General features: G+C 69.4%; 12 protein-coding genes and 1 pseudogene. All 13 read left to right on the top strand.

Features of this window, described 5'->3' with window-relative positions; genetic code table 11:
- The first annotated feature begins 131 nt into the window (after window positions 1–131).
- The 13 genes and pseudogenes from OHA72_RS47970 to OHA72_RS48025 all read left to right on the top strand — a co-directional run bounded on the left by OHA72_RS47970 (window position 132) and on the right by OHA72_RS48025 (window position 19336).
- The gene (locus OHA72_RS47970) at window positions 132–653 is read left to right on the top strand and encodes a hypothetical protein (RefSeq protein ID WP_327002763.1); all 522 of its coding nucleotides are present in this window, start codon (window positions 132–134) and stop codon (window positions 651–653) included.
- Complete coding sequence (locus OHA72_RS47975; RefSeq protein WP_327002764.1) at window positions 650–1276, top strand: hypothetical protein; 627 nt, start codon at window positions 650–652, stop codon at window positions 1274–1276. Before OHA72_RS47970 ends, OHA72_RS47975 begins: the two co-directional genes overlap by 4 nt.
- A gap of 19 nt (window positions 1277–1295) precedes the next feature.
- A complete protein-coding gene (locus OHA72_RS47980; protein WP_327002765.1) occupies window positions 1296–2645 on the top strand; it encodes an MAB_1171c family putative transporter in 1350 nt (449 codons plus the stop codon).
- Window positions 2642–3823, top strand: coding sequence for a cytochrome P450 family protein (locus OHA72_RS47985; protein WP_327002766.1), 1182 nt, complete (start codon window positions 2642–2644; stop codon window positions 3821–3823). The genes OHA72_RS47980 and OHA72_RS47985 overlap by 4 nt, the downstream gene beginning before the upstream one ends.
- A 565-nt stretch (window positions 3824–4388) precedes the next feature.
- Window positions 4389–9251 (top strand): NAD-glutamate dehydrogenase, encoded by a 4863-nt coding sequence (locus OHA72_RS47990; RefSeq protein WP_327002767.1) that lies wholly within the window; start codon window positions 4389–4391, stop codon window positions 9249–9251.
- A gap of 36 nt (window positions 9252–9287) precedes the next feature.
- Window positions 9288–9410, top strand: coding sequence for a hypothetical protein (locus OHA72_RS47995; RefSeq protein ID WP_327002768.1), 123 nt, complete (start codon window positions 9288–9290; stop codon window positions 9408–9410).
- Window positions 9411–10168: 758 nt separating this feature from the next.
- Window positions 10169–15589 (top strand): AAA family ATPase, encoded by a 5421-nt coding sequence (locus OHA72_RS48000; RefSeq protein ID WP_327002769.1) that lies wholly within the window; start codon window positions 10169–10171, stop codon window positions 15587–15589.
- Between the two features lie 54 nt (window positions 15590–15643).
- Window positions 15644–15922 carry a hypothetical protein gene (locus OHA72_RS48005; protein WP_327002770.1) on the top strand — a complete coding sequence of 93 codons (279 nt, stop codon included), beginning with the start codon at window positions 15644–15646 and terminating at the stop codon, window positions 15920–15922.
- 186 nt (window positions 15923–16108) lie between these two features.
- Window positions 16109–17779, top strand: a complete 1671-nt coding sequence (locus tag OHA72_RS48010) for a hybrid sensor histidine kinase/response regulator (protein ID WP_327002771.1) — start codon at window positions 16109–16111, stop codon at window positions 17777–17779.
- A 49-nt stretch (window positions 17780–17828) separates the two neighbouring features.
- Window positions 17829–17987 carry a hypothetical protein gene (locus tag OHA72_RS48015; RefSeq protein WP_327002772.1) on the top strand — a complete coding sequence of 53 codons (159 nt, stop codon included), beginning with the start codon at window positions 17829–17831 and terminating at the stop codon, window positions 17985–17987.
- A gap of 404 nt (window positions 17988–18391) precedes the next feature.
- Window positions 18392–18469: pseudogene (locus tag OHA72_RS65225) on the top strand (hypothetical protein); the annotation flags it as partial.
- A 316-nt stretch (window positions 18470–18785) separates the two neighbouring features.
- A complete protein-coding gene (locus OHA72_RS48020) occupies window positions 18786–18998 on the top strand; it encodes a hypothetical protein (protein ID WP_327002773.1) in 213 nt (70 codons plus the stop codon).
- Window positions 18989–19336 (top strand): VOC family protein, encoded by a 348-nt coding sequence (locus OHA72_RS48025; protein ID WP_327002774.1) that lies wholly within the window; start codon window positions 18989–18991, stop codon window positions 19334–19336. The genes OHA72_RS48020 and OHA72_RS48025 overlap by 10 nt, the downstream gene beginning before the upstream one ends.
- The last annotated feature ends 188 nt before the right edge of the window (window positions 19337–19524 follow it).

The following is a 19524-nucleotide window of genomic DNA, read 5'->3' on the forward strand; positions in this document are numbered from 1 at the left end:
TGGCGGGCGGCTCGTGCGTGGACGGTGCCCTATACTCCCCCACAACCGTCAACGATCGATCGATCATCGTCTGCGCAGCTGCAGACGTACCCTGGCCTGGCAGCGCCAGGCGCGGACAGTAGGAGCCCGCCATGGAGGGACAACGCTCCCTGGCAGATCGCCTGAATCTGCTCTTCGCGACCTTCAAGCCCAGCGACGACGTCAACCGTGCCCGCTCCGACGGCGAGTATTTCAACAGCGAGATCGCCGAGCGGATCAACAAGGGCTCCCTCGCCGGTCGGCTCCAGCAGGAGATGGACACACCGGTCACCATCAGCGGGGCCTACATCGGCGAGTTGCGCAGTGGCAAGGCCACCGACCCGCGGCTGAGCCACCTCAAGGCGCTCGCGATGGCGTTCGGCGTGCCGACCGCCTACCTCATCTCCGCCGACGACGACCCGGCGCTGGACGACGTCGAGGGTGACCTCTCGCGGCTGCGTACCATGCGCGAGCTCAACGTGCAGAAGGTCGTCCTCCGGGACGTCATCGGCCGGACCGGACTGTCCTCGGCCAGCCAGCACGCGCTGAACTCAGTGCTGGCGCAGCTGCTCGAGCTGGAAGGCATCGAGAATCCCGGGGCGCACGGTCAGGGTTCGCCGGAGTCGCCGGCGTGACCCAGAACCTGGTCTCGGTGTGGGCGCGGCCGCCACATGCCGGTCTGGAGGGTGAGCGAAGCGGTGGACGGATGAGATGGGCACGGCAGCGCCGGCGCAGCAGCCTTGTCGCCGGGTTGTCGCTGCCCAGGAGGGTCACCCCGGACGTGCTCTGCGACGTCATCAGCGAGCGCGTGGGCAAGCCGATCCACCGGCTCTACGTGGCGATGCCGCCGGAGTTGCCGAGCGGTTGGGTCGCGGTACGCGCGACGAGCCTGAGCATCATCATCGACTCCGCCGCGTCACGCTGGCTGCGCGACATGGTGCTGTGTCACGAGCTTGCCCATCTGGCCCACGGCCACCATCTGCTCGAGCTCGACGACCCCGAGGCGATCCGGCGGCTGCTGCCGAACCTGGACCCGGCGGCGGTGCGCGCGACCCTCGGCGAGCCGGGTGAGGGCACGGTCGAGGGCACGCTGGCCCGCACCTGTTTCGAGGGGGCCGCCGAACGCGAGGCCGAGGAGCTCGGCACCGAGCTGTTCGAACTGCTCAACCCGTGGCGGGGCGAACAGCGTTGGGACGTCCCCGAGCGTGCCGCCGGCGTCATCACCCGCATCGAACGCGCACTCGGAGACCAGGAATGACCGTGGGAATGAGGCCGGCGTGAACGGTCTGCTGTATCCGCTCGCCGCCGCCCTCGCGTGGATCGCGCTGGCCTACCGGCTCGTGCGGGGCCTGCGCCAGGATCCGAGGGATCCGTCGCTGTACTCCATCGCTGCGGCGATCGCGCTGCTGGGCATCATTTTCACCGTGTCGACTCCGGCGGTGTGGGCGAAGATCGACCACACCGTGGCGATCCCCAACCTCTCGCTGCTCATCAGCCAGAGCTGCGTCATCGTCTTCTCCGGCACGATCCAGTGCATCATCATCTTCTGGACGCATCCGCGCCCGGACAGCTGGCGGCGGGCGCGCTGGCGGGTCGTCTGGGTGTTGGGCGTCCTCACCGTGATGGTGGCGCTGTTCGCCGCCGCCGGCCGGCAGGACGAGCATCCGACCGACGCCGCCGCGACGTACGCGCAGGACCCGGTCTACGCGGCCTACCTCGGCTGCTACATCGCCATGGTGGCGCTGGGCTTCACCGACATCATCCGGCTGTGCCTGCCGTACGCCCGCGCCGCCGGCCGCGTGTGGCTCAGCCGTGGGCTGCGGCTGACCGCCGTCGGTGCCGGTCTCGGGCTGCTCTACTGTCTGGTCCGCGCGGCGACCCTCATCGAGGGCCAGCTCGGCACCGACCCGAAGCGACTCGAGGCGCTCGTGCCGGTGTTCGCCGCGTTCGGTGCGATGCTCGTCATCGTCGGCCTGACCCTGCCGTCGTTCGGCCCGCGACTGTCGCGCATCGCCGCCTGGCAGGTCCAGCGGCGCGCGTACCGTCAGCTGTACCCGCTGTGGGAAGCCATCACGGTCACCGTCACCGAGGTCGTGCTGGACCCGCCGGCCTCGCCGGACCGGGGCATCCTGCGCGACGTGAACCGGCGGCTGCGGCGGCGGGTGGTCGAGATCGGCGACGGGATCCGCCAGCTGCGTCATCACATGAGCGACACCGTGGCCGCGGCCGCGGCGGCGACCGCCGATGCGCAGGGCCTCACCGGCCAGCCCCGCGACGCCGCGGCGCGCGCCGCGCAGATCCTGGTTGCCTGCCTCGCCTACGAGCCGGAGCGCCGCGAACGGTTCGACTCGCCGGCGGTGGACGGTGCCGTCGACGGCGCCGGTCGCGATGACGAGCCACGGCGGGCGCGCTGGGACGCCTGGCGTACCGCGCTACCGGCCACCGACCGCCGCCTGTCGGCCCCGGCCACGGCCGGCGCGCAGCCGCCCGAGTTCGGGGCGGACCACGACGACTTCTCCGCCGAGGTGCGCTGGCTCGTCGCCGTCGCCAAAGCACTGCGCGGCTCATGGATTCCAGCGGCCGCCGCCGGCGACCAGGCCGGCAACCAGATCGGGAGCAGGACATGACCACCACCGCGATGGACGCGCTGCTCGCGGATCCGCACGGCTTCGCCGCGAAGCTGCGCGCCGTCGGACGCGCCCACCAGGTGACGTTGCCCGACGGTTCGCCGGTCTGGCTGCTGACCCGGTACGAGGACGTCCGCGCGGCGCTCGCCGACCCACGACTCTCGCTCGACAAGCGGAACTCCACCGGCGGTTGGGCCGGGTTCTCGCTGCCGCCGAGGCTCGACGCCAACCTGCTCAACATGGACGCGCCGGACCACACCCGGATCCGCCGTCTGGTGGCACCGGCGTTCACGCCGCGCCGGGTCGAGGCCCTCCGACCGCGCATCGAACGGACCGCGAACGACCTGCTCGACCGCCTCGCGGCGGACACCGACGCCGACCTGGTGAGCGGTTACGCCACGCCGCTGTCGATCGCGACGATCTGCGACATGCTGGGCCTGCCCGACGCCGGCCTGGACCAGATGCGGGCCTGGACCAACACGCTCATGAGCCCGCCGCCCGACGACCCGAAGGCCCCGGCCCGCGCGGTCATGGCGATCGAACGGTTCCTGGTGGACCTCATCCGTCGCAAACGCGCCGAGCCCACCGACGACCTGCTGACCGCGATGATCACGGCCCACGACGCCGGCGACCGCCTCAGCGAGGAGGAGCTCACGTCACTGGCCTTCCTGACGATCTTCGCCGGCTACGAGAACTCGATCAACCTGATCGGCAACTGCGTCCTGGCCCTGCTGCAGCACCCGCACCTGCTCGACGACGTCCGCGACGATGCCGACCTGCGCCGCGCCGCCATCGACGAGACCCTGCGGCACGAACCGGCGGCGCAACTGTCGATCCGCCGGTTCGCCCTGGAAGACCTGACATACGGTCCGGCAACGATCCCCGCGGGCGCCACGGTCCTGCTGAGCCTCGCCGCCGCCAACCGCGACCCGTCGATCGTCGGCGATCCGGATGCGTTCCGCCTGCGCCGCCCGAGCGCGCCGCACCTCGGCCTGGGCCACGGCCCCCACCACTGTCTCGGCGCGGCCCTGGCAGTGCTGGAGACCGACGTGGCCGTCGGCGAGCTGCTTCGACGCCACCCGCGGCTGACTTTGGCGAAGGCCTCCGGCCTGCCCGCATGGCGCCGATCGTTTCGCAGCCGGTCCCTGTCGACCCTGCGCGTCACGTTGAAGGGCTGAAACGGCGCCGGACACAAGGGGACCGGCATCCACGGGGGAAGATGCCGGTCCCACCGATCACTTTACTCGAAATAACCCGCATGCACCAAGGTCGATCCCGACTCGTCGCGAAAAAGTCTGATGGTTACCGTTGAATTGTCAACTATTGACAGAACTGGTGGGGCTGTCATCGGCCGGACTTCGCTGGATCCGGTGCCCGAGATGCCTGCATCGCGACGTGATCGGAGCGGCCAGATCCGGGGACAACGACCGCAATGATCACCGTTGGGGCAACCGCGGCACCGCCGAGGTGGCCGCGATGATCCGGCCCCACCTGCGGCGCGGCCGCCGGTTCGCGGTACGCGCGAGGGCGAAGGTGATCCTGGCCGGTCCGAGCAGGCTGAGGGACACTACAAGAAGTGGCCACCTTGCCCTCTTTCGAGCAGATTTGGTCGTCTACTCAACAGTGACGGGGTGACCGCCCCACGAGCCACTCCACCGCCGCTGAGGCGGATCAAACGTTGAACGCGAAGCTTGGGTTGTCCATGGACAACCCACAGCGTCGTGGGTGAGGAGAGAACGACCGATGAACCGGCCGACGGCCACCCGGGTGAGCGCCAGCGCTGCCGAGCCTGCGGTCGAGGACGACGAGTCAGAGCAGTACGTGCCCGATGCGGAGCACCTGGTCGCGGAGGCTGTCGTTCTGGCGGCAGCCCAGGACGCCGACCCCGAGTTGGTCGCACGCTACTGGCGCCTCGTGCCCGACGAGGAGCTCGCCGGTTGCCAGGTGGCCTGGATGGTCGAAGCCGCACGGTCGCACCTGGGGCTGGCCCAGCAGCGGGTGCCCGGCGAGCTGAAGCTGCGTCTGAGCATGAGTGTCGCCGGCGGCACGTCGCTGGAGATCGTCACCGACGACATGCCGTTCCTCGTCGACTCGGTCACCAGTGCGCTGTCGTCGCGCAACATCGACGTGAACATGCTGGTGCACCCGCTCGTTGTCGTGCGGCGGGCGCCGCTGGGTGCGCTGGAGCGGGTCCGGGTCGGCCTCGAGCCCGAGGACGCCGCGCCTGGTGACATCGTGGAGAGCTGGATCCGCATCGAGGTCGACCAGATCCGTGACGAGGCCGATCATGAGGAGCTGCGGAACGACCTGGCCCGGGTGCTCGATGATGTGCGTGAGGCGGTCGAGGACTGGCCCAAGATGCGTATGCAGGCGCTCACGCTGGCCGACGAGCTCGGCAGTGCGCAATTGCCGGTGCCGGACAAGGACATCACCGACTCCGTCGAGCTGCTGCGCTGGCTGGTGGACGACCACTTCACATTCCTCGGCTACCGGGAATACCGATTGATCAAGGGCGACGACGGCGAGGAGCTGCTGCAGGCCGTCCTCGGCACCGGCCTGGGCATCCTGCGGGCCGACCAGACCCATCCGCGGGTGCTGAGCTCGATGACCGCCGAGGCGTATGCCAAGGCACTGGAGAAGCGGCTGCTGATCATCACCAAGGCCAACTCCAGGGCGACCGTGCACCGCTCCGCCTATCTGGACTACATCGGCTTCAAGCTCTTCGACGCCGACGGCAACGTCACCGGCGAGAAGCGCTTCCTGGGGCTGTTCTCCTCCGCGGCCTACCGCACCAGCGTGCGGGACCTGCCGGTGGTCAAGCGCAAGGTCGCCGAGGTGGTGGAGCGCTCCGGCCTGTCGCCGCGCAGCCACTCAGGCAAGGACCTGATGGAGACCCTGGAGACCTATCCCCGCGACGAGCTGTTCCAGATCACCACCGACGAGCTCTACCGCTCCTCGATGAGCGTGCTGCGCCTGGCCGGGCGCCGGCGGCTACAGCTGTTCCTGCGCCGCGACGCCTACGGCCGATTCATCTCCTGCCTGGTCTACCTGCCCCGGGACCGGTTCACCACCGCCAACCGGCTGCGCATCCAGCAGATCCTCCTGGCCGAGCTCAACGGCATCGGCGTGGACTACACGACCAGGGTCAGCGAGTCGAAGTTCGCCCGGGTCCACTTCATCGTGCGCACCGAGCCCGGCAACCCGCCCGGCGATATCAACGTCCACCGTCTCACCGAGCGGCTCGCCGATGCCACCCGGCTGTGGGACGACGACTTCCGGCTGGTGCTGGAGCGCAAACTCGAGGACGAGCACCAGGCCAAGCTGCTCTACCAGCGGTATGGCGGCGCGCTGTCGGACACGTACAAAAACGACCACACGCCGAATGAGGCGGTGCAGGACCTCGCGAAGCTGGAGCTGCTCGACGTGCCGGGCCAGCTCGTGATACACGTCTACCGGCGCCGCCAGGCCGAGAGCGACATCCGGTTCAAGGTACTCCGCTACGGCAAGCCGATGATGCTCTCCGCCGTGCTGCCGGTGCTGCATTCGCTCGGCGTGCGCGTCACCGACGAGCGGCCCTACGAGATCGTCCGCTCCGATGGCACCATCTACCTCTACGACTTCGGGCTGCAACTGCCGCCCGACGCGCGGGCGATCACCGAGGTGCGTCCCCACCTGGAGAACGCGTTCTCCGCCACCTGGCACGGTGAGGCCGAGGTCGACGGATTCAACGCCCTGGCGCTGAAGGCCGGCCTCACCTGGCGCGAGGTTGTCGTCCTGCGGGCCTACGCGAAGTACCTGCGCCAGGCCGGCACGGTGTTCTCGCAGGACTACATGGAGATCACGCTGCTGCAGTACCCGGCGATCGCCTCGAAGCTCGTGGACCTGTTCACGGCTCGCTTCGACCTGCGGCTGCGGTTGTCCGAGACGGCGCGGTCGGAGTGGTCGAAGGAGATGGTCACGGCGATCAACGAGGACCTCGACACGGTAACCAGCCTCGACCAGGACCGCATCCTGCGCTCCTTCCTGCACGTCATCCAGGCCACCCAGCGCACCTCGTTCTTCCAGCGCGGCGAGCAGGGGCGCCCCAAGTCGTACACGGCCTTCAAGCTCGACCCGCAGGCGATCCCCGACCTGCCGGCACCGCGGCCGCAGTTCGAGATCTTCGTCTACTCGCCACGGTTCGAGGGTGTGCACCTGCGCTTCGGTGCGGTGGCGCGAGGTGGACTGCGCTGGTCCGACCGGCGCGAGGACTTCCGCACCGAGATCCTCGGCCTGGTCAAGGCGCAGGTGGTCAAAAACGCGGTCATCGTGCCGACCGGCGCCAAGGGCGGGTTTGTCCTCAAGGAGAAGCCGGGCGACCGTGACGAGGCCGTCGAGTGCTACCAGCTGTTCATCTCCGCCCTGCTCGACGTCACCGACAACCTCGACGGCGGCAAGGTCGTCGCCCCGGCCGACGTGGTCCGCCACGACCCCGACGACCCCTACCTGGTGGTCGCCGCGGACAAAGGCACCGCGACGTTCTCGGACATCGCCAATGAGGTCTCGCTGCAATACGGGTTCTGGCTCGGTGACGCGTTCGCGTCCGGCGGCTCGGCGGGCTATGACCACAAGAAGATGGGCATCACCGCGAAGGGCGCCTGGGAGTCGGTCAAGCGGCACTTCCGCGAGCTCGGCGTCAACACCCAGCAGACCGAGTTCACGGTGGTTGGGGTCGGTGACATGTCCGGAGACGTGTTCGGCAACGGGATGCTGCTCTCGCGGCACATCCGGCTCGTGGCCGGGTTCGACCACCGGCACATCTTCATCGACCCGGACCCCGACGCCGCGACGTCGTTCGAGGAGCGGGCCCGGCTCTTCGCGCTGCCCCGGTCCTCGTGGGACGACTACGACAAGTCGCTGATCTCCGCCGGCGGCGGCGTCTACCCGCGGACAGCGAAGTCGATCCCGATCTCCCCGGAGGCGAGGGACGCGCTCGGCATCCCGGCGGCGGTCACCGCGCTGACGCCCAACGAGCTGATGCACGCGATCCTGTCAGCCCCGGTCGACCTGTTCTGGAACGGCGGCATCGGCACCTACGTCAAGGCCACCAGCGAGTCGCACGCCGACGTGGGCGACAAGGCCAACGACCACATCCGGGTCAACGGCCGCGAACTGCGCGCCAAGGTCGTCGGCGAGGGCGGCAACCTCGGCCTGACCCAGCTCGGCCGGATCGAGTTCGCGCTCGGCGGCGGTCACATCGCGACCGACTTCATCGACAACTCCGCCGGCGTCGACTGCTCCGACCACGAGGTCAACATCAAGATCCTGCTCGACCGCGCGGTCGTCGACGGCACGCTCGACCCGAAGGACCGCAACGCGCTGCTCGCCGAGATGACCGACGAGGTCGGCGAGCTGGTCCTGAAGGACAACTACGACCAGGCCACCGCGCTGGGCAACGCCCGCGCGCAATCCCACTCGCTGCTGCCGGTGCACAAGCGGCTCATCGCCGAACTGGAGCGCCGTGGCCAGCTCGACCGCGCCCTGGAAGGGCTGCCGACCGACGAGGAGCTCGACGCGCGGGCCGAGGCCGGCGTCGGACTGACCTCGCCGGAGTTCGCCGTCCTGCTGTCCTACGTGAAGATCGTCCTCGAGCACGAGATCCTCGACTCCAACCTCCCCGACGAGGACTGGACCACCGAAGTGCTGGTCGACTACTTCCCGACCCCGCTGCGGGAGCGCTTCGTGGAGGCGATGGCCGAGCACCCCCTCCGCCGCGAGATCGTCACCACACAGGTGGTCAACGAGGCCGTCAACCGCAGCGGCCCATCGTTCTTCCACCGCGCCGCCGAGGAGACCGGGGCCGGCGCCGCCGACATCCTCCGGGCATCCGTGGTGACCCGGGACGTGTACGGGCTGAGTGAGCTCCGCCGCGCCGTCGAGTCCCTCGACAACCAGGTCCCGACGGATGCGCAGACGGCTGTCAACCTGGCGACCCGCCGGCTGCTCGACCGGGTGGTCCGCTGGCTGGTCTCCAACCGACGCCTGCCGATCGACGTCCCCGGCGAGATCGCCCGCCTGCGCCCCGGCATCTCGCGCCTGCTGCCGCAGCTGGAGACACTGTTCCGCGGCCAGGAGCGTGAGGCGCTGCACACCAACGCGGCCACGCTGCGCGGGCTGGGCGTGCCGGCAGAAATCGCCGACACGACAACCCGGATCATGTACGGCTTCGGTCTCCTCGACATCGTCGAGGTCGCCTCGCAGACCGGCCGGGACGTCAACGAGGTCGCCACCGTCTACTACGTGCTGTCGGAGCGGTTCCGGGTCGACGACCTGCTGTCGAAGATCTCCAACCTGCCACGCAAGGACCGCTGGCAGACGCTCGCCCGCACGGCGCTGCGCTACGACCTGTACGCCGCACTGGCCGCCCTGACCGCGGAGGTCCTCAACGCGACGGCCCCCGGCGACGACGCCGAGGCCCACGTCCACGAGTGGGAGCAGAGCAACGCCACGTTGATCGCCCGCACCCGTAACGCCATCGGCGAGTTCGGCGAGTCCTCGGGCGACCTGGCCGCCATCTCGGTGCTGCTCCGCCAGATCAGAACGCTGGTCCGCACCTCCGCCGCCTGACCCTCGTTCGCCGAGTTCCACCGCACCGGGTCGGCGTTGGGTGTCGTCCGCGCGTTCGCCGACACCGGCCGGCCGTTCCCGCAGCGGGCATGGGGCGGCGGCACACCCGCAGCCACCGCGCTACGGGAGCAGTTCCGTGCCGTCGAACACGGTGCGTGATCGGGCACGACGGCACGACCCGACGGACCCTGCAGCAGCATTACTGGGTGATAACCGTTCCGACGTTCGTGGTCGAGTCGAAGTCAGGGTCCGTCTGCGAACCCGCTGACAAGAGTCCTGATGTGAGATCCGTCGCGAGTCTGGAGGCCCTGATTCAGAGTTTCGGCAGCCCTACCCCTCCCTGGTGTCCGCCCCGGCGGGGTCGCGGCGGACTCGTGCGGATCGGCAGACAGCGTCGGCGGTATCTCGGCCGCTGGCGCTGCCGGCGTCTCCGTGAGGACCTCGAGGCGGCTCGGTGCGGGTCCGGCGCGGACCTGGCGGCGCGCCCGCCGCCGCAACCGGATATCAAGCCATCGCCATCCAACAATTGTCCATCTCGCCCGTCATTGGCGGTCAACCGCAGCTCGACCGCCCGGAACCGGCCGCCGCGACCGCGCGCAGGATCGCGCCGCCCTGCGCCACACGCTCGCGCTGACCGACCCCGACAACGGCCACACCCTGCCCAGCGGCACCAACGTGCCTACATGTTCGTCGGCAAGGACAAGTTCCCGATTCATCCCGGTTGCGACTGTAAGCTTCACGTCACATCCCGTTTCTATCGAAATATCCTTTCATTCTCGACGAGGTGTTAAGTACAATAGAGGGTTGACCGTGCGCGGAGGCGTCGGATGGGGAAAGACAGCGTACTACCTGCCGTGCCACCGGGCCGAGATCCGCCCGTTCACGCCGAAATCATGTACGAGAGCGAACGCACGCGCGTGACTCGGCGGTTCGCTGCTGGGCGCACGGTCGTCCACAAGGAGCCGCTGGGACCGGACGCGCAGCGGCGGGTGCGGCACGAGGCGGCAATCCTGGGGCGGCTGCGGGGTGTGGCGGGTGTCGCGCAGCTGGTGGAGGCGCCACGGTGCCCGGGGTCGGTCGTGGTGGAGGACATCGGTGGCATCAGCCTTGCCGGGTTGGCGAAACCGCTGGCGATCGATGAGCTGATCGGACTTGCGGTGGGTTTGGCCCGGGCGGTGGCGGGGATGCACCGGCGGGGGGTGATGCACCGGGACATCACGCCGGCGAACATCGTGATCTCCCGCGACGGCGCCCCCTGCTTGGTGGACTTCGCCTTGGCGACATCGTTCGCCGAGATACGTCCCGACTTCACGCATCACAGCGAGATCGTGGGGACCTTGGCGTATCTGGCGCCGGAGCAGACCGGACGTACCGGCCGTTCGGTGGATCAGCGCGCCGATCTGTATGCGTTGGGTGCGACGCTGTACGAACTGGCGACGGGTGAGCCGCCCTTCGGTACCGGCGACCTGCTGCAACTCACCCATGATCAGTTGGCTCGGGTGCCGGTCCCGCCGACTGAGGCGAACCAGGCTGTACCGGGGCCACTGTCCGAAGTGATCATGCATCTGTTGGAGAAGGAACCGGACAGCCGGTACCAGACGGCGGATGGCGTGGCGTACGACCTGGAGCGGTTGCGGAACGCGGACGCGGATTCGGCGGCGACCGCACTGCGGGTCGGCGAGCATGACGTTCCGTTGCGGCTGTTGCCACCGTCGCGGCTGGTGGGGCGCGACGCGGAGGTGGCGGCGCTGGAGGCGGCATTCGAGGAGGCGGTGGTGGGCCGGCGTCGTGGGGTGCTGGTCAGCGGCGCGCCGGGAGTGGGTAAGACGGCGTTGATCGATGAGCTGCGGTCGGTGGTGACGGGCAGTGATGGCTGGTTCGTGGCGGGCAAGTTTGATCAGTATCGGCGGGATCTGGAGTTCGATGCGGTCTATCAGGCGTTCTGCGCGTTGGGTCGGCTGTTGCTGGCCGAGCCTGAGCATGAGCTCGCCGACGTCCGCGAGCGGATCTTGCAGGCGGTCGGGCCGAACGCGGGCCTGATGACCGCGGTGCTGCCGGAGTTCGCGGCGTTGCTGGAGGTGCCGCCCGATCCGGGAGATCCGCTGACCGCGCAGGTGCGGGCACAGCGGATGGCCGTGGAGAACCTGCGGGCGGTCGCCTCGCGGAAACGGCCGATGGTGGTGTTTCTCGACGACCTGCAGTGGGCCGGGCGCGCACCGCTCGGGTTCGTCGATCTCGTGCTGAGCGAGCAGCAGATCGACGGCCTGTTGCTGGTGTGTGCCTACCGCGAGGACGACGTGGACGCGGCGCATCCGATGGCGGCGCTGCTGTCCCGATGGCGTGAACAGCCCGGGGTGGAGCACCTACGGCTGGCTGGTCTGCCGTTCTCCAGCTCCGTCGCCATGGTCGCGGAGATGCTGCACGTGGACCGCACCACCGCGACCAGCTTGGTCGAGGCGATCGACCCGCATACGTCCGGCAACCCGTACGAGACCGTGGAGCTGCTCAACGCGCTGCGCCGCGAGGACGTGTTGACCGCGACGGCCGAGGGGTGGCGCTGGGACGCGGCGGCCGTACGCGCGCACCTGGGGCAGTCCGACGTTGCCGGACTGCTGGCGGCGAGTGTCGACGCCATGCCGCCGACGTCTCGGCAGATGATGGAGGCGATGGCGTGTCTTGGTGGGCGAGCCGAGATGCGCCTGCTACAGACCGCGACCGCCGCACCCGTGGACGTGGTGGAACAGCGGCTGGCCTCCGCCCTCGACGATGGGCTGCTGGTGGCCGAGCCCGGGGCCCGAGACGCGGTGCGGTTCCGCCACGACCGAATCCGCGAAGTGGTCCTGCGCGGGGTGGATCCGCTGCGGCGGCGCACCCTGCAGTTGGCGATGGCACGGCGGCTGGCTGGGGTGCCGGAGTGGTTCGCGGTCGCGGCGGAGCAGTACCTGCCGGTGGTCGACGCGGTCGACGATGCCGCAGAGCGGCGAGTGGTGGTGGGGCTGCTGCGGCGCACCGCCGACCAGGCGGCGTTGATCGGGGACTACGCGCTGGTGAACGCGCTGCTGGCCGCCGCGCTGCGGCTCATCGGCCCGGACGAGACGGCCACCCTGATCGAGGTCCACACCGGCCGGCACGCCGCGCTGTTCAGCATGGGGCGCCTGGAGGAAGCTGACGAGGAGTACCGCACGATCGAGGGGCTGTGCACCACCGCCTTCGACCGTGTCGACGCGACGGTGGTCCAAGCGCGTAGCCTGACCCACCGCAACCGCTACACCGAGGCGATCGGGCTTGGCCTGGCGTCGCTGCGTGAGCTGGGCGTCGCCATGCCAGCCGCGGACCGGCTCCCGATGGAGCTCGACCATCGGCTCGACGAGCTGTACCGGTGGCTGGACCACACCGAAGACGTCGACGACCTGGCTCGACCGGACGTCACCGAGCCGGTGCTGCTCGCCGCAAGCCGTCTGATCAACGCGATCCTGCCAGTCGCCTACTTCACCGCACACGCCACCTTCTCCTGGCTGAGCCTGGAAGCGCTACGGGTCTGGATCGAGTACGGCCCAGCTCGTACGCTGCTCGGCCCAGCGAGCCACGCCGGCTTCGCCGCTGTGGCGGTGCGCGGCGATTACGCCGTCGGGTACCGGACGTTACGGCGGTTCGTCGCTCTGGGAGAAGCGCGTGGATACGAGCCTGACACCTCGCAGACGCGCTTCCTGCTCTCGCTGCAGGGCTGCTGGGCCGAACCGGTCGAAAGCAGTGTCCAGGCTGCTCAGCGGGCACGCGAAGGGTTGATCGCGGGAGGCGATCTGGCCAACGCCGGCTACACCTACCACTCCACCACGGTGGGCATGCTGGAATGCGTGCCGTCGCTGGACGTCTACGTCGCCGAGATGGGAGACGCGCTGGCCTTCTTGCGGCGAACCGGCAGCGCACAGACCCTCCAGTGGCTCGACACGTACCGGTGGCTGGCTGGTCTGCTGCGCGGCGAACGCTCCGTCGCGGCCGGTGAGACAGCCTCGTTCGACATGTATGCCGACAGCCCGTGGGCGTTGTTCCACACGCACATCGCCCGCGCGATCGCCGCCGCCATCTTCGCCGATGTGGTCGGCCTGGTGCGGCACACGGCGGCGGCGATGCCGCTACTACCGGCAGGCGCCGGCCTCTACGCGACCGCCCTGGCGCGGTTGCTGCGTGGCTTGGCCCTGGCAGCGCAGGCCCGGGCCGGCCATGACGGCGAGGGCGGTGGTCTGCTGACCGAACTGGACGATGTGACCAAGTGGCTGGCCGCGCGCGCCGTGGACGCACCGGACAATTTCCTGCATCTGCTGCGGCTGCTCGAGGCGGAGCGGGCGTGGGCGGTCGGCGACTTCCGTGCCGCCGGCCTCGGCTTCGACGCCGCGCGGCGCGAGGTCGCCCAGCGTCGGCGGCCCTGGCATCAGGCGTTGATCACCGAACACGCCGCCTGCTTCTACCTGGCGCACGGCTTCGAGTTCGCCGGCTACAACCTGCTGCTCGAAGCGCGCCGGGAGTACCTCGCCTGGGGCGCGACGGCGAAGGTCGACCAACTCGACTGGGCCTACCCGACCCTGCGGCCACAAACCGACGCGGCCGCCGGGCCGCACGGCGACCAGCCCGATGATGCCCTGCATCAGCGGGCCACCGTCACCACCGGAACGCTCGACCTGCTCGGCATTGTGTCCGCGTCGCAGGCGCTGAGCTCACAGACCAGCATCGAAGGGCTGCACTCGCGTCTGGTCCGGGTGCTCACGGCGATGACCGGCGCCACCGGCGTACACCTGCTGCTGTGGAGCGACGACCAGCAACTGTGGCTGCTGCCGGCACCGGGCGGCGGCGCGATCCCCGGCAGCGTCACCGGCCACGAACGCATGGTACCGATGTCCGTGCTGCGATACGCCCAGCGGATGCGCGAACCGCTGGTCGTGGGCGACGCCACCCGCGATGACCGCTTCACCCGCGACCCGTACTTCTTCGATGTCGACTGCTGCTCGTTGCTGGCCGTGCCCATCCTCAGCCGTGGCATGCTGCGGGCGGTGTTGCTGCTGGAGAACCGCCTCATCCGCGGCGCGTTCACCACCGAGCGGCTCGACGGTGTCAAGCTCATCGCCGGCCAACTCGCCGTCTCACTCGACAACGCCCAGCTGTACGCCCAGTTCCGCCGCATCGCCGACGAACAGACGGCGTTGCGGCGGGTGGCAACGCTGGTCGCCCGCGGGGTGAGGGCGGATCTCGTGTTCGCCGCTGTGGCCGAGGAGGTCGGCGCGCTCTTCGACGCCGACGGCACGGCGATCGTGCGGTTCGAGCCGGACGGGGAGACGACGCTGATGGGAGGCTCCGGGTTCGAGCCCACCCAACCGGGTTGGCGTGGCAAGCCCGACCCCCACTCGGCCATGGCGTCGGTCCAGGCGACGGGCTGCGCGGCTCGCCGCGACGTGGACGACCCGGCGTCGCAGAGCCTGCCCGAGACCACCCTCCCGGGACTGTGCTCCGCGGTCGCCAGCCCGATCCTGGTCGAGGGACGGGTCTGGGGCGCCATGGGCGTCGGGTCACGCCGCGAACGGCTGCCCCAGGACGCCGAACAACGGCTGGCCGACTTCACCGAGCTCATCGCGACCGCTATCGCCAACGCCGAAAGCCGGTCCGAACTCACCACGTCGCGCGCGCGGATCGTCGCCACCGCCGACCAGACCCGCCGACGCATCGAACAGGACCTGCACGACGGCGCCCAGCAGCGGCTGGTCGCGCTCGCCCTGCAACTGCGCACAGCACAGGCCGACGTGCCACCCGAACTCGGCACGCTCGCCGCGCAACTCGACCACGCCGTCGCCGGAGCGACCAGCGCCGTGAACGAGTTGCGCGAGATCTCACGCGGCATCCACCCGGCGATCCTGACCGAAGGCGGCCTCCGCCCAGCGCTACGCACGCTCGCCCGCCGCTCACCGATCCCCGTCGACCTCAACCTGCACGCCGTGGGGCGGCTGCCCGAGCAGGTCGAGATCAGCGCGTACTACATCATCGCCGAGGCACTGACCAACGCGACCAAACACGCGCACGCCTCGGCCGTCACAGTCACCGTCGAAGCCGACGCCATCGAAGCCGCCGACGCCGACACCGTCGACGCCGTCCTGCGCGTCACCGTCAGCGACGACGGCGACGGCGGCGCCGACTTCGCCCGTGGCACCGGCCTGCTCGGCCTCAAGGACCGCGCCGAGGCGCTGGGCGGCCGAATCGTTCTCCACAGCCCGCGCGGAGCGGGAACCACCCTGCACGTGGAGCTCCCGCTCACCGCCACGAACGGCGGCTTCACCACCCGCCAGCTAGCCTGACCTCGAACTATGCCGCGACCATCCCTCTGCTCCAGCCGCACGCAGTATCCGACGGTGATGGCCGACGACGGTGCGGTCTTCGCGGGCTACCAGGCGCTGCTGGTCGCTGGTGCCGCACGGGCAGATCGGTGCCGAGCCGCGTGCCATCGCCGCGATGACGTGCGCGCCGGCCGCGACGAACGGCGTCTGGACAACCGGTTGCGCGCGGATCTGCTGGCGGTGTTCCCCGCAGCCGTCGAGATCGCCGACGGCGATCTGGGCTCCGCCTTGTTCCTCAGCAACGGCGCTGACCACCCGCACGGTAACGCAACTGTGCTGTCCCAGCTTGTGTGATCGAGCGGGTCGCGAGCCGGCTGCATCGACCCTGTCCTGCGGCTTTGCGCCCGCTCGGCAGCCCGATCTTGATAGTCTGCGTTGGTGTCCGGTTTGCCGGGATCTGTTGGTTCGGTGGGGTTCGGTGCCACCGGGGCCGCGGTTGACTTCCGCGCGTTGTTCGAGTCTGCGCCCGCACTGTGTCTGGTGCTGGACCCGCAGCTGCGGATCGTCGCGGTCAGCGACGCCTACCTCAAGGCGACCATGACGGTGCGGGCGGAGATCATGGGCCGGGACATCTTCGAGGTGTTCCCGGACAACCCGGACGACCCGCACGCCACCGGCGTGGCCAACCTGCGCGCCTCGCTGGAGCGGGCCCTGCACCAGCGGGTGCCGGACACGATGGCGGTGCAGCAGTACGACGTGGCCCGGCCGGACGCCGGCGGGGGCGGGTTCGAGGTGCGCTACTGGAGCCCGCGCAACACTCCCGTGATCGGCGCGGACGGCCGGGTGGCGTACCTCATCCACCAGGTCGAGGACGTCACCGAGTTCGTCCTGCTGCAGCAGCAGGGCGACCGGGCGCAGCAGCAGACCGACCAGTTGCGTGAGCGGACCGAGCAGATGCAGGCGGAGATCCTGCGCCGCTCCCGCGAACTGCACGAGGCCAACCAGGCACTCCGCGCGGCCAGCGACGCGAAGAACGAGTTCCTGTCCCGGGTCAGCCACGAACTGCGCACCCCGTTGAATGCGATCCTCGGCTTCAGTGAACTGCTCACCCTCGGTGAGCTGGACACCGAACCGCGGGAATGGGCCGGGCTGATCTTCAAGGCCGGCCGGCACCTGCTCGCACTGCTCAACGACGTGCTGGACATCGCCCGCATCGAAGGCGGGAACCTGTCAATGTCAGTAGAACCGGTACCGGTCGATGCGCTGATCAACGACGCACTCGACCTGGTGCGGCCACTGGCAGAGGCGGGCGGGGTGCGCGTGGCGCCCACCCGCCGGCTCCCCGAGGACCTGTGCGTGGCCGCAGACCGGCAGCGGCTGCGGCAGGTGCTGCTGAACCTGCTGTCCAACGCCATCAAATACAACCATCCCGGCGGCAGCGTCGCCGTCATCGTCGAGCACCGCCGAGGGCAGTGGCTGCGCATCCGCGTCATGGACACCGGCCGGGGCATCGCACCGGAGTCGCTGAGCAAACTGTTCACCCCGTTCGAACGCCTCGACGCCGCCCAGGCCGGGTTCGAGGGCACCGGACTGGGTCTGGCGCTGTCGCGGCACCTCGTCGACGGCATGGGCGGCACCCTGGACGTGTCCAGCCTGCCCGGTGAAGGCAGCACGTTCTGGGTCGACCTGCCGACTGCCAGCCCAGCCACCTCCGGCAGCGGCAACGAACAGGACACCGCACTGCTGGCCCTGCGCGGCTATCCCGGCCCGAGGCGGGTCCTCTACGTCGAGGACATGGTGGAAAACGTCCGCCTGGTCGAACAGATCCTCACCCGCCGGCCCGGCATCACCCTCATCCCCGCCATGCTCGCCGGCGTCGCCCTGGACCTCGCCCGCGAACACCGACCCGACCTGGTCCTGCTCGACCTGCACCTCCCCGACATGCCAGGCGAACACGTCCTCACCCAGCTCCGCGCCGAACCAGCCACCCGCGACATCCCCGTCGTCGTGCTCAGCGCCGATGCCACCCAGCACCACATCGACCAACTCCACGCCACCGGCGCCACCGCCTACCTGACCAAACCCATCGCCGTGCGGGACCTGCTGGCCACCCTCGACCGCCTGCTCGACCAACCCGCCGACCACCCGCCTGACCGCCAGGAACCAGCAACAACGACAACAGAAACAGGACACGCAACCCAAACGGCGTAGCCACTTGGGAGCCGATTCATCAGCGCGGGGCGGATGCCGTACGAGCGCCGTGCTCGGTGAAATGGCCGAGTTGGGCCACATCGCGACCCGGGAACATCGGACGTTGGGCGAACTGGTATCAGTCGCCGATGTGCGGTGGCTCGTGGCGGTTGGCGACGACAACGCCAACGAACTGGCTCAGAAGCCCACCGGCTTGAAGCCGATTTGAAGCAGCGGGTTGATACGGTCCGGCACGTGTGCAGGACGATCCCTGGATGACATGCGGGATCCGGGCGGCGCACCTGCCTCAGAGGGTGAGCGAATGGCCGCATGAATGCGTCCAGAAACCCTTCGCTGATTGGCTCAGCCTGACGGTTTCGGATCGAACAAGGAGTCCAGATGCGACATCGACCCACGTTCGTGAAGGCGGCACGACGGTTCGTCGCGGTGCTCGGCCTCGCGGCGGCTTTGAGTTCAGCGACGATGGTCGCCGCCCCCGCCGCGCACGCGAGTGACGGCGTTGGCCGCACAGGGGGTGTGGTCCACGCCGGCGAGGTCGGCCAGGCTGCGAGCCCTCCATACGCGTTCGTTATCTACAACGGGGCGGCCAAGGTCGATTGTCCCCTCGGCTACATGTGCCTGTGGACAGGCGATTACTTCTCGGGCGATGGCCTGTTCATGCTCGGTGCCGGCCTCGCCAGGTGCGAAGGGTACCGATTCGAAGGATCCCGTTGGCAGGACAATGTCGGATCGATCTGGAACCGGCTGCAGGGTGGGCCGTCGTCGGTCTGGAACAGGCGTGCCGACGGCTCGTACCACTACTCCAAGATCGCATCGATCGGCACCGGCTACAGCCACGACACCGGATACAGCCGCAGCATGGACGCGTTCGTCTGGGACCCGGCCAACACGTGCAGGAACCTCACACTGCACTACTTGGCCCCCCCTTGTAGGACCGCCGTCCTGCGTTCCGGCCGCACACGAGGCGTGCGGCCGGAACGGCTCGGGCAGCCGCGCCTACGCCGAGATGATTGCCGCCGTCGGGGCCGCCGAGCGCGCGGCGGCGCGTGGCGTCCAGGTCAACCTGGTGCCGGACCGCGACGCCGCCAGTATCCTCCTCCGCGGCTGGCTGCCCTGTGGGGACGTCGTGCTCGTGAAAGGCTCCAACTCGGTAGGACTGTTGAAGGTAGCCGCCGAGCTCACGATCGGCCTCGGCCCGAGGAGACAGACATGGCAGTAGGAATATTTGCAGGCATCCCGGTGCGCGACTATGACAGCGCCCTGCAGTGGTACAAGCGGCTGCTCGGTGCTGAACCGGCCTTCTACCCGAACGATATCGAGGCGGTCTGGCAGCTGGCCGAGGATCGGTACGTGTACATAATCCAAGATCCCGACCGGGCCGGCGGAGCTGTCTGCATGATTTGGGTCGACGACCCAGTCGCCGAGGTTGCGAAGATCTCCGGACGGGGGCTGGAGCCGGTGAACATCGAGAAACACGACTCCGCCTGGAAGTACGTCTTCCACGACAGCGACGGCAACGAGACCGGCATCGGCGGACAGGTCTCCACGACCGGATGAAGACCGGCCCCGCGCGGCTCGCCGGCTGCGGCACCGCGACCGGCGCCACCGCCGAGGTCGCCAGGCAGGCCAGGGTCGCGGCGATGGTGTGTCGAATCCTCACAACTGCTCCCCTCGCGCGAAGCGCGCTCACCGCAGGGGCGTCCAGGACGTTCCCTTCGCCGTCCTCCTGTGCCCGGTCGGCGCAT

The organism is Dactylosporangium sp. NBC_01737, from assembly GCF_035963215.1.
Lineage (GTDB): Bacteria > Actinomycetota > Actinomycetes > Mycobacteriales > Micromonosporaceae > Dactylosporangium.

Excerpts from the sequence above, each read along its gene's own strand:
- OHA72_RS48025 (WP_327002774.1), top strand. The coding sequence starts at position 18,989 with ATGGCAGTAGGAATATTTGCAGGCATCCCGGTGCGCGACTATGACAGC.
- OHA72_RS47970 (WP_327002763.1), top strand. The coding sequence starts at position 132 with ATGGAGGGACAACGCTCCCTGGCAGATCGCCTGAATCTGCTCTTCGCG.
- OHA72_RS48020 (WP_327002773.1), top strand. The coding sequence starts at position 18,786 with ATGATTGCCGCCGTCGGGGCCGCCGAGCGCGCGGCGGCGCGTGGCGTC.
- OHA72_RS47990 (WP_327002767.1), top strand. The coding sequence starts at position 4,389 with ATGAACCGGCCGACGGCCACCCGGGTGAGCGCCAGCGCTGCCGAGCCT.
- OHA72_RS47985 (WP_327002766.1), top strand. The coding sequence starts at position 2,642 with ATGACCACCACCGCGATGGACGCGCTGCTCGCGGATCCGCACGGCTTC.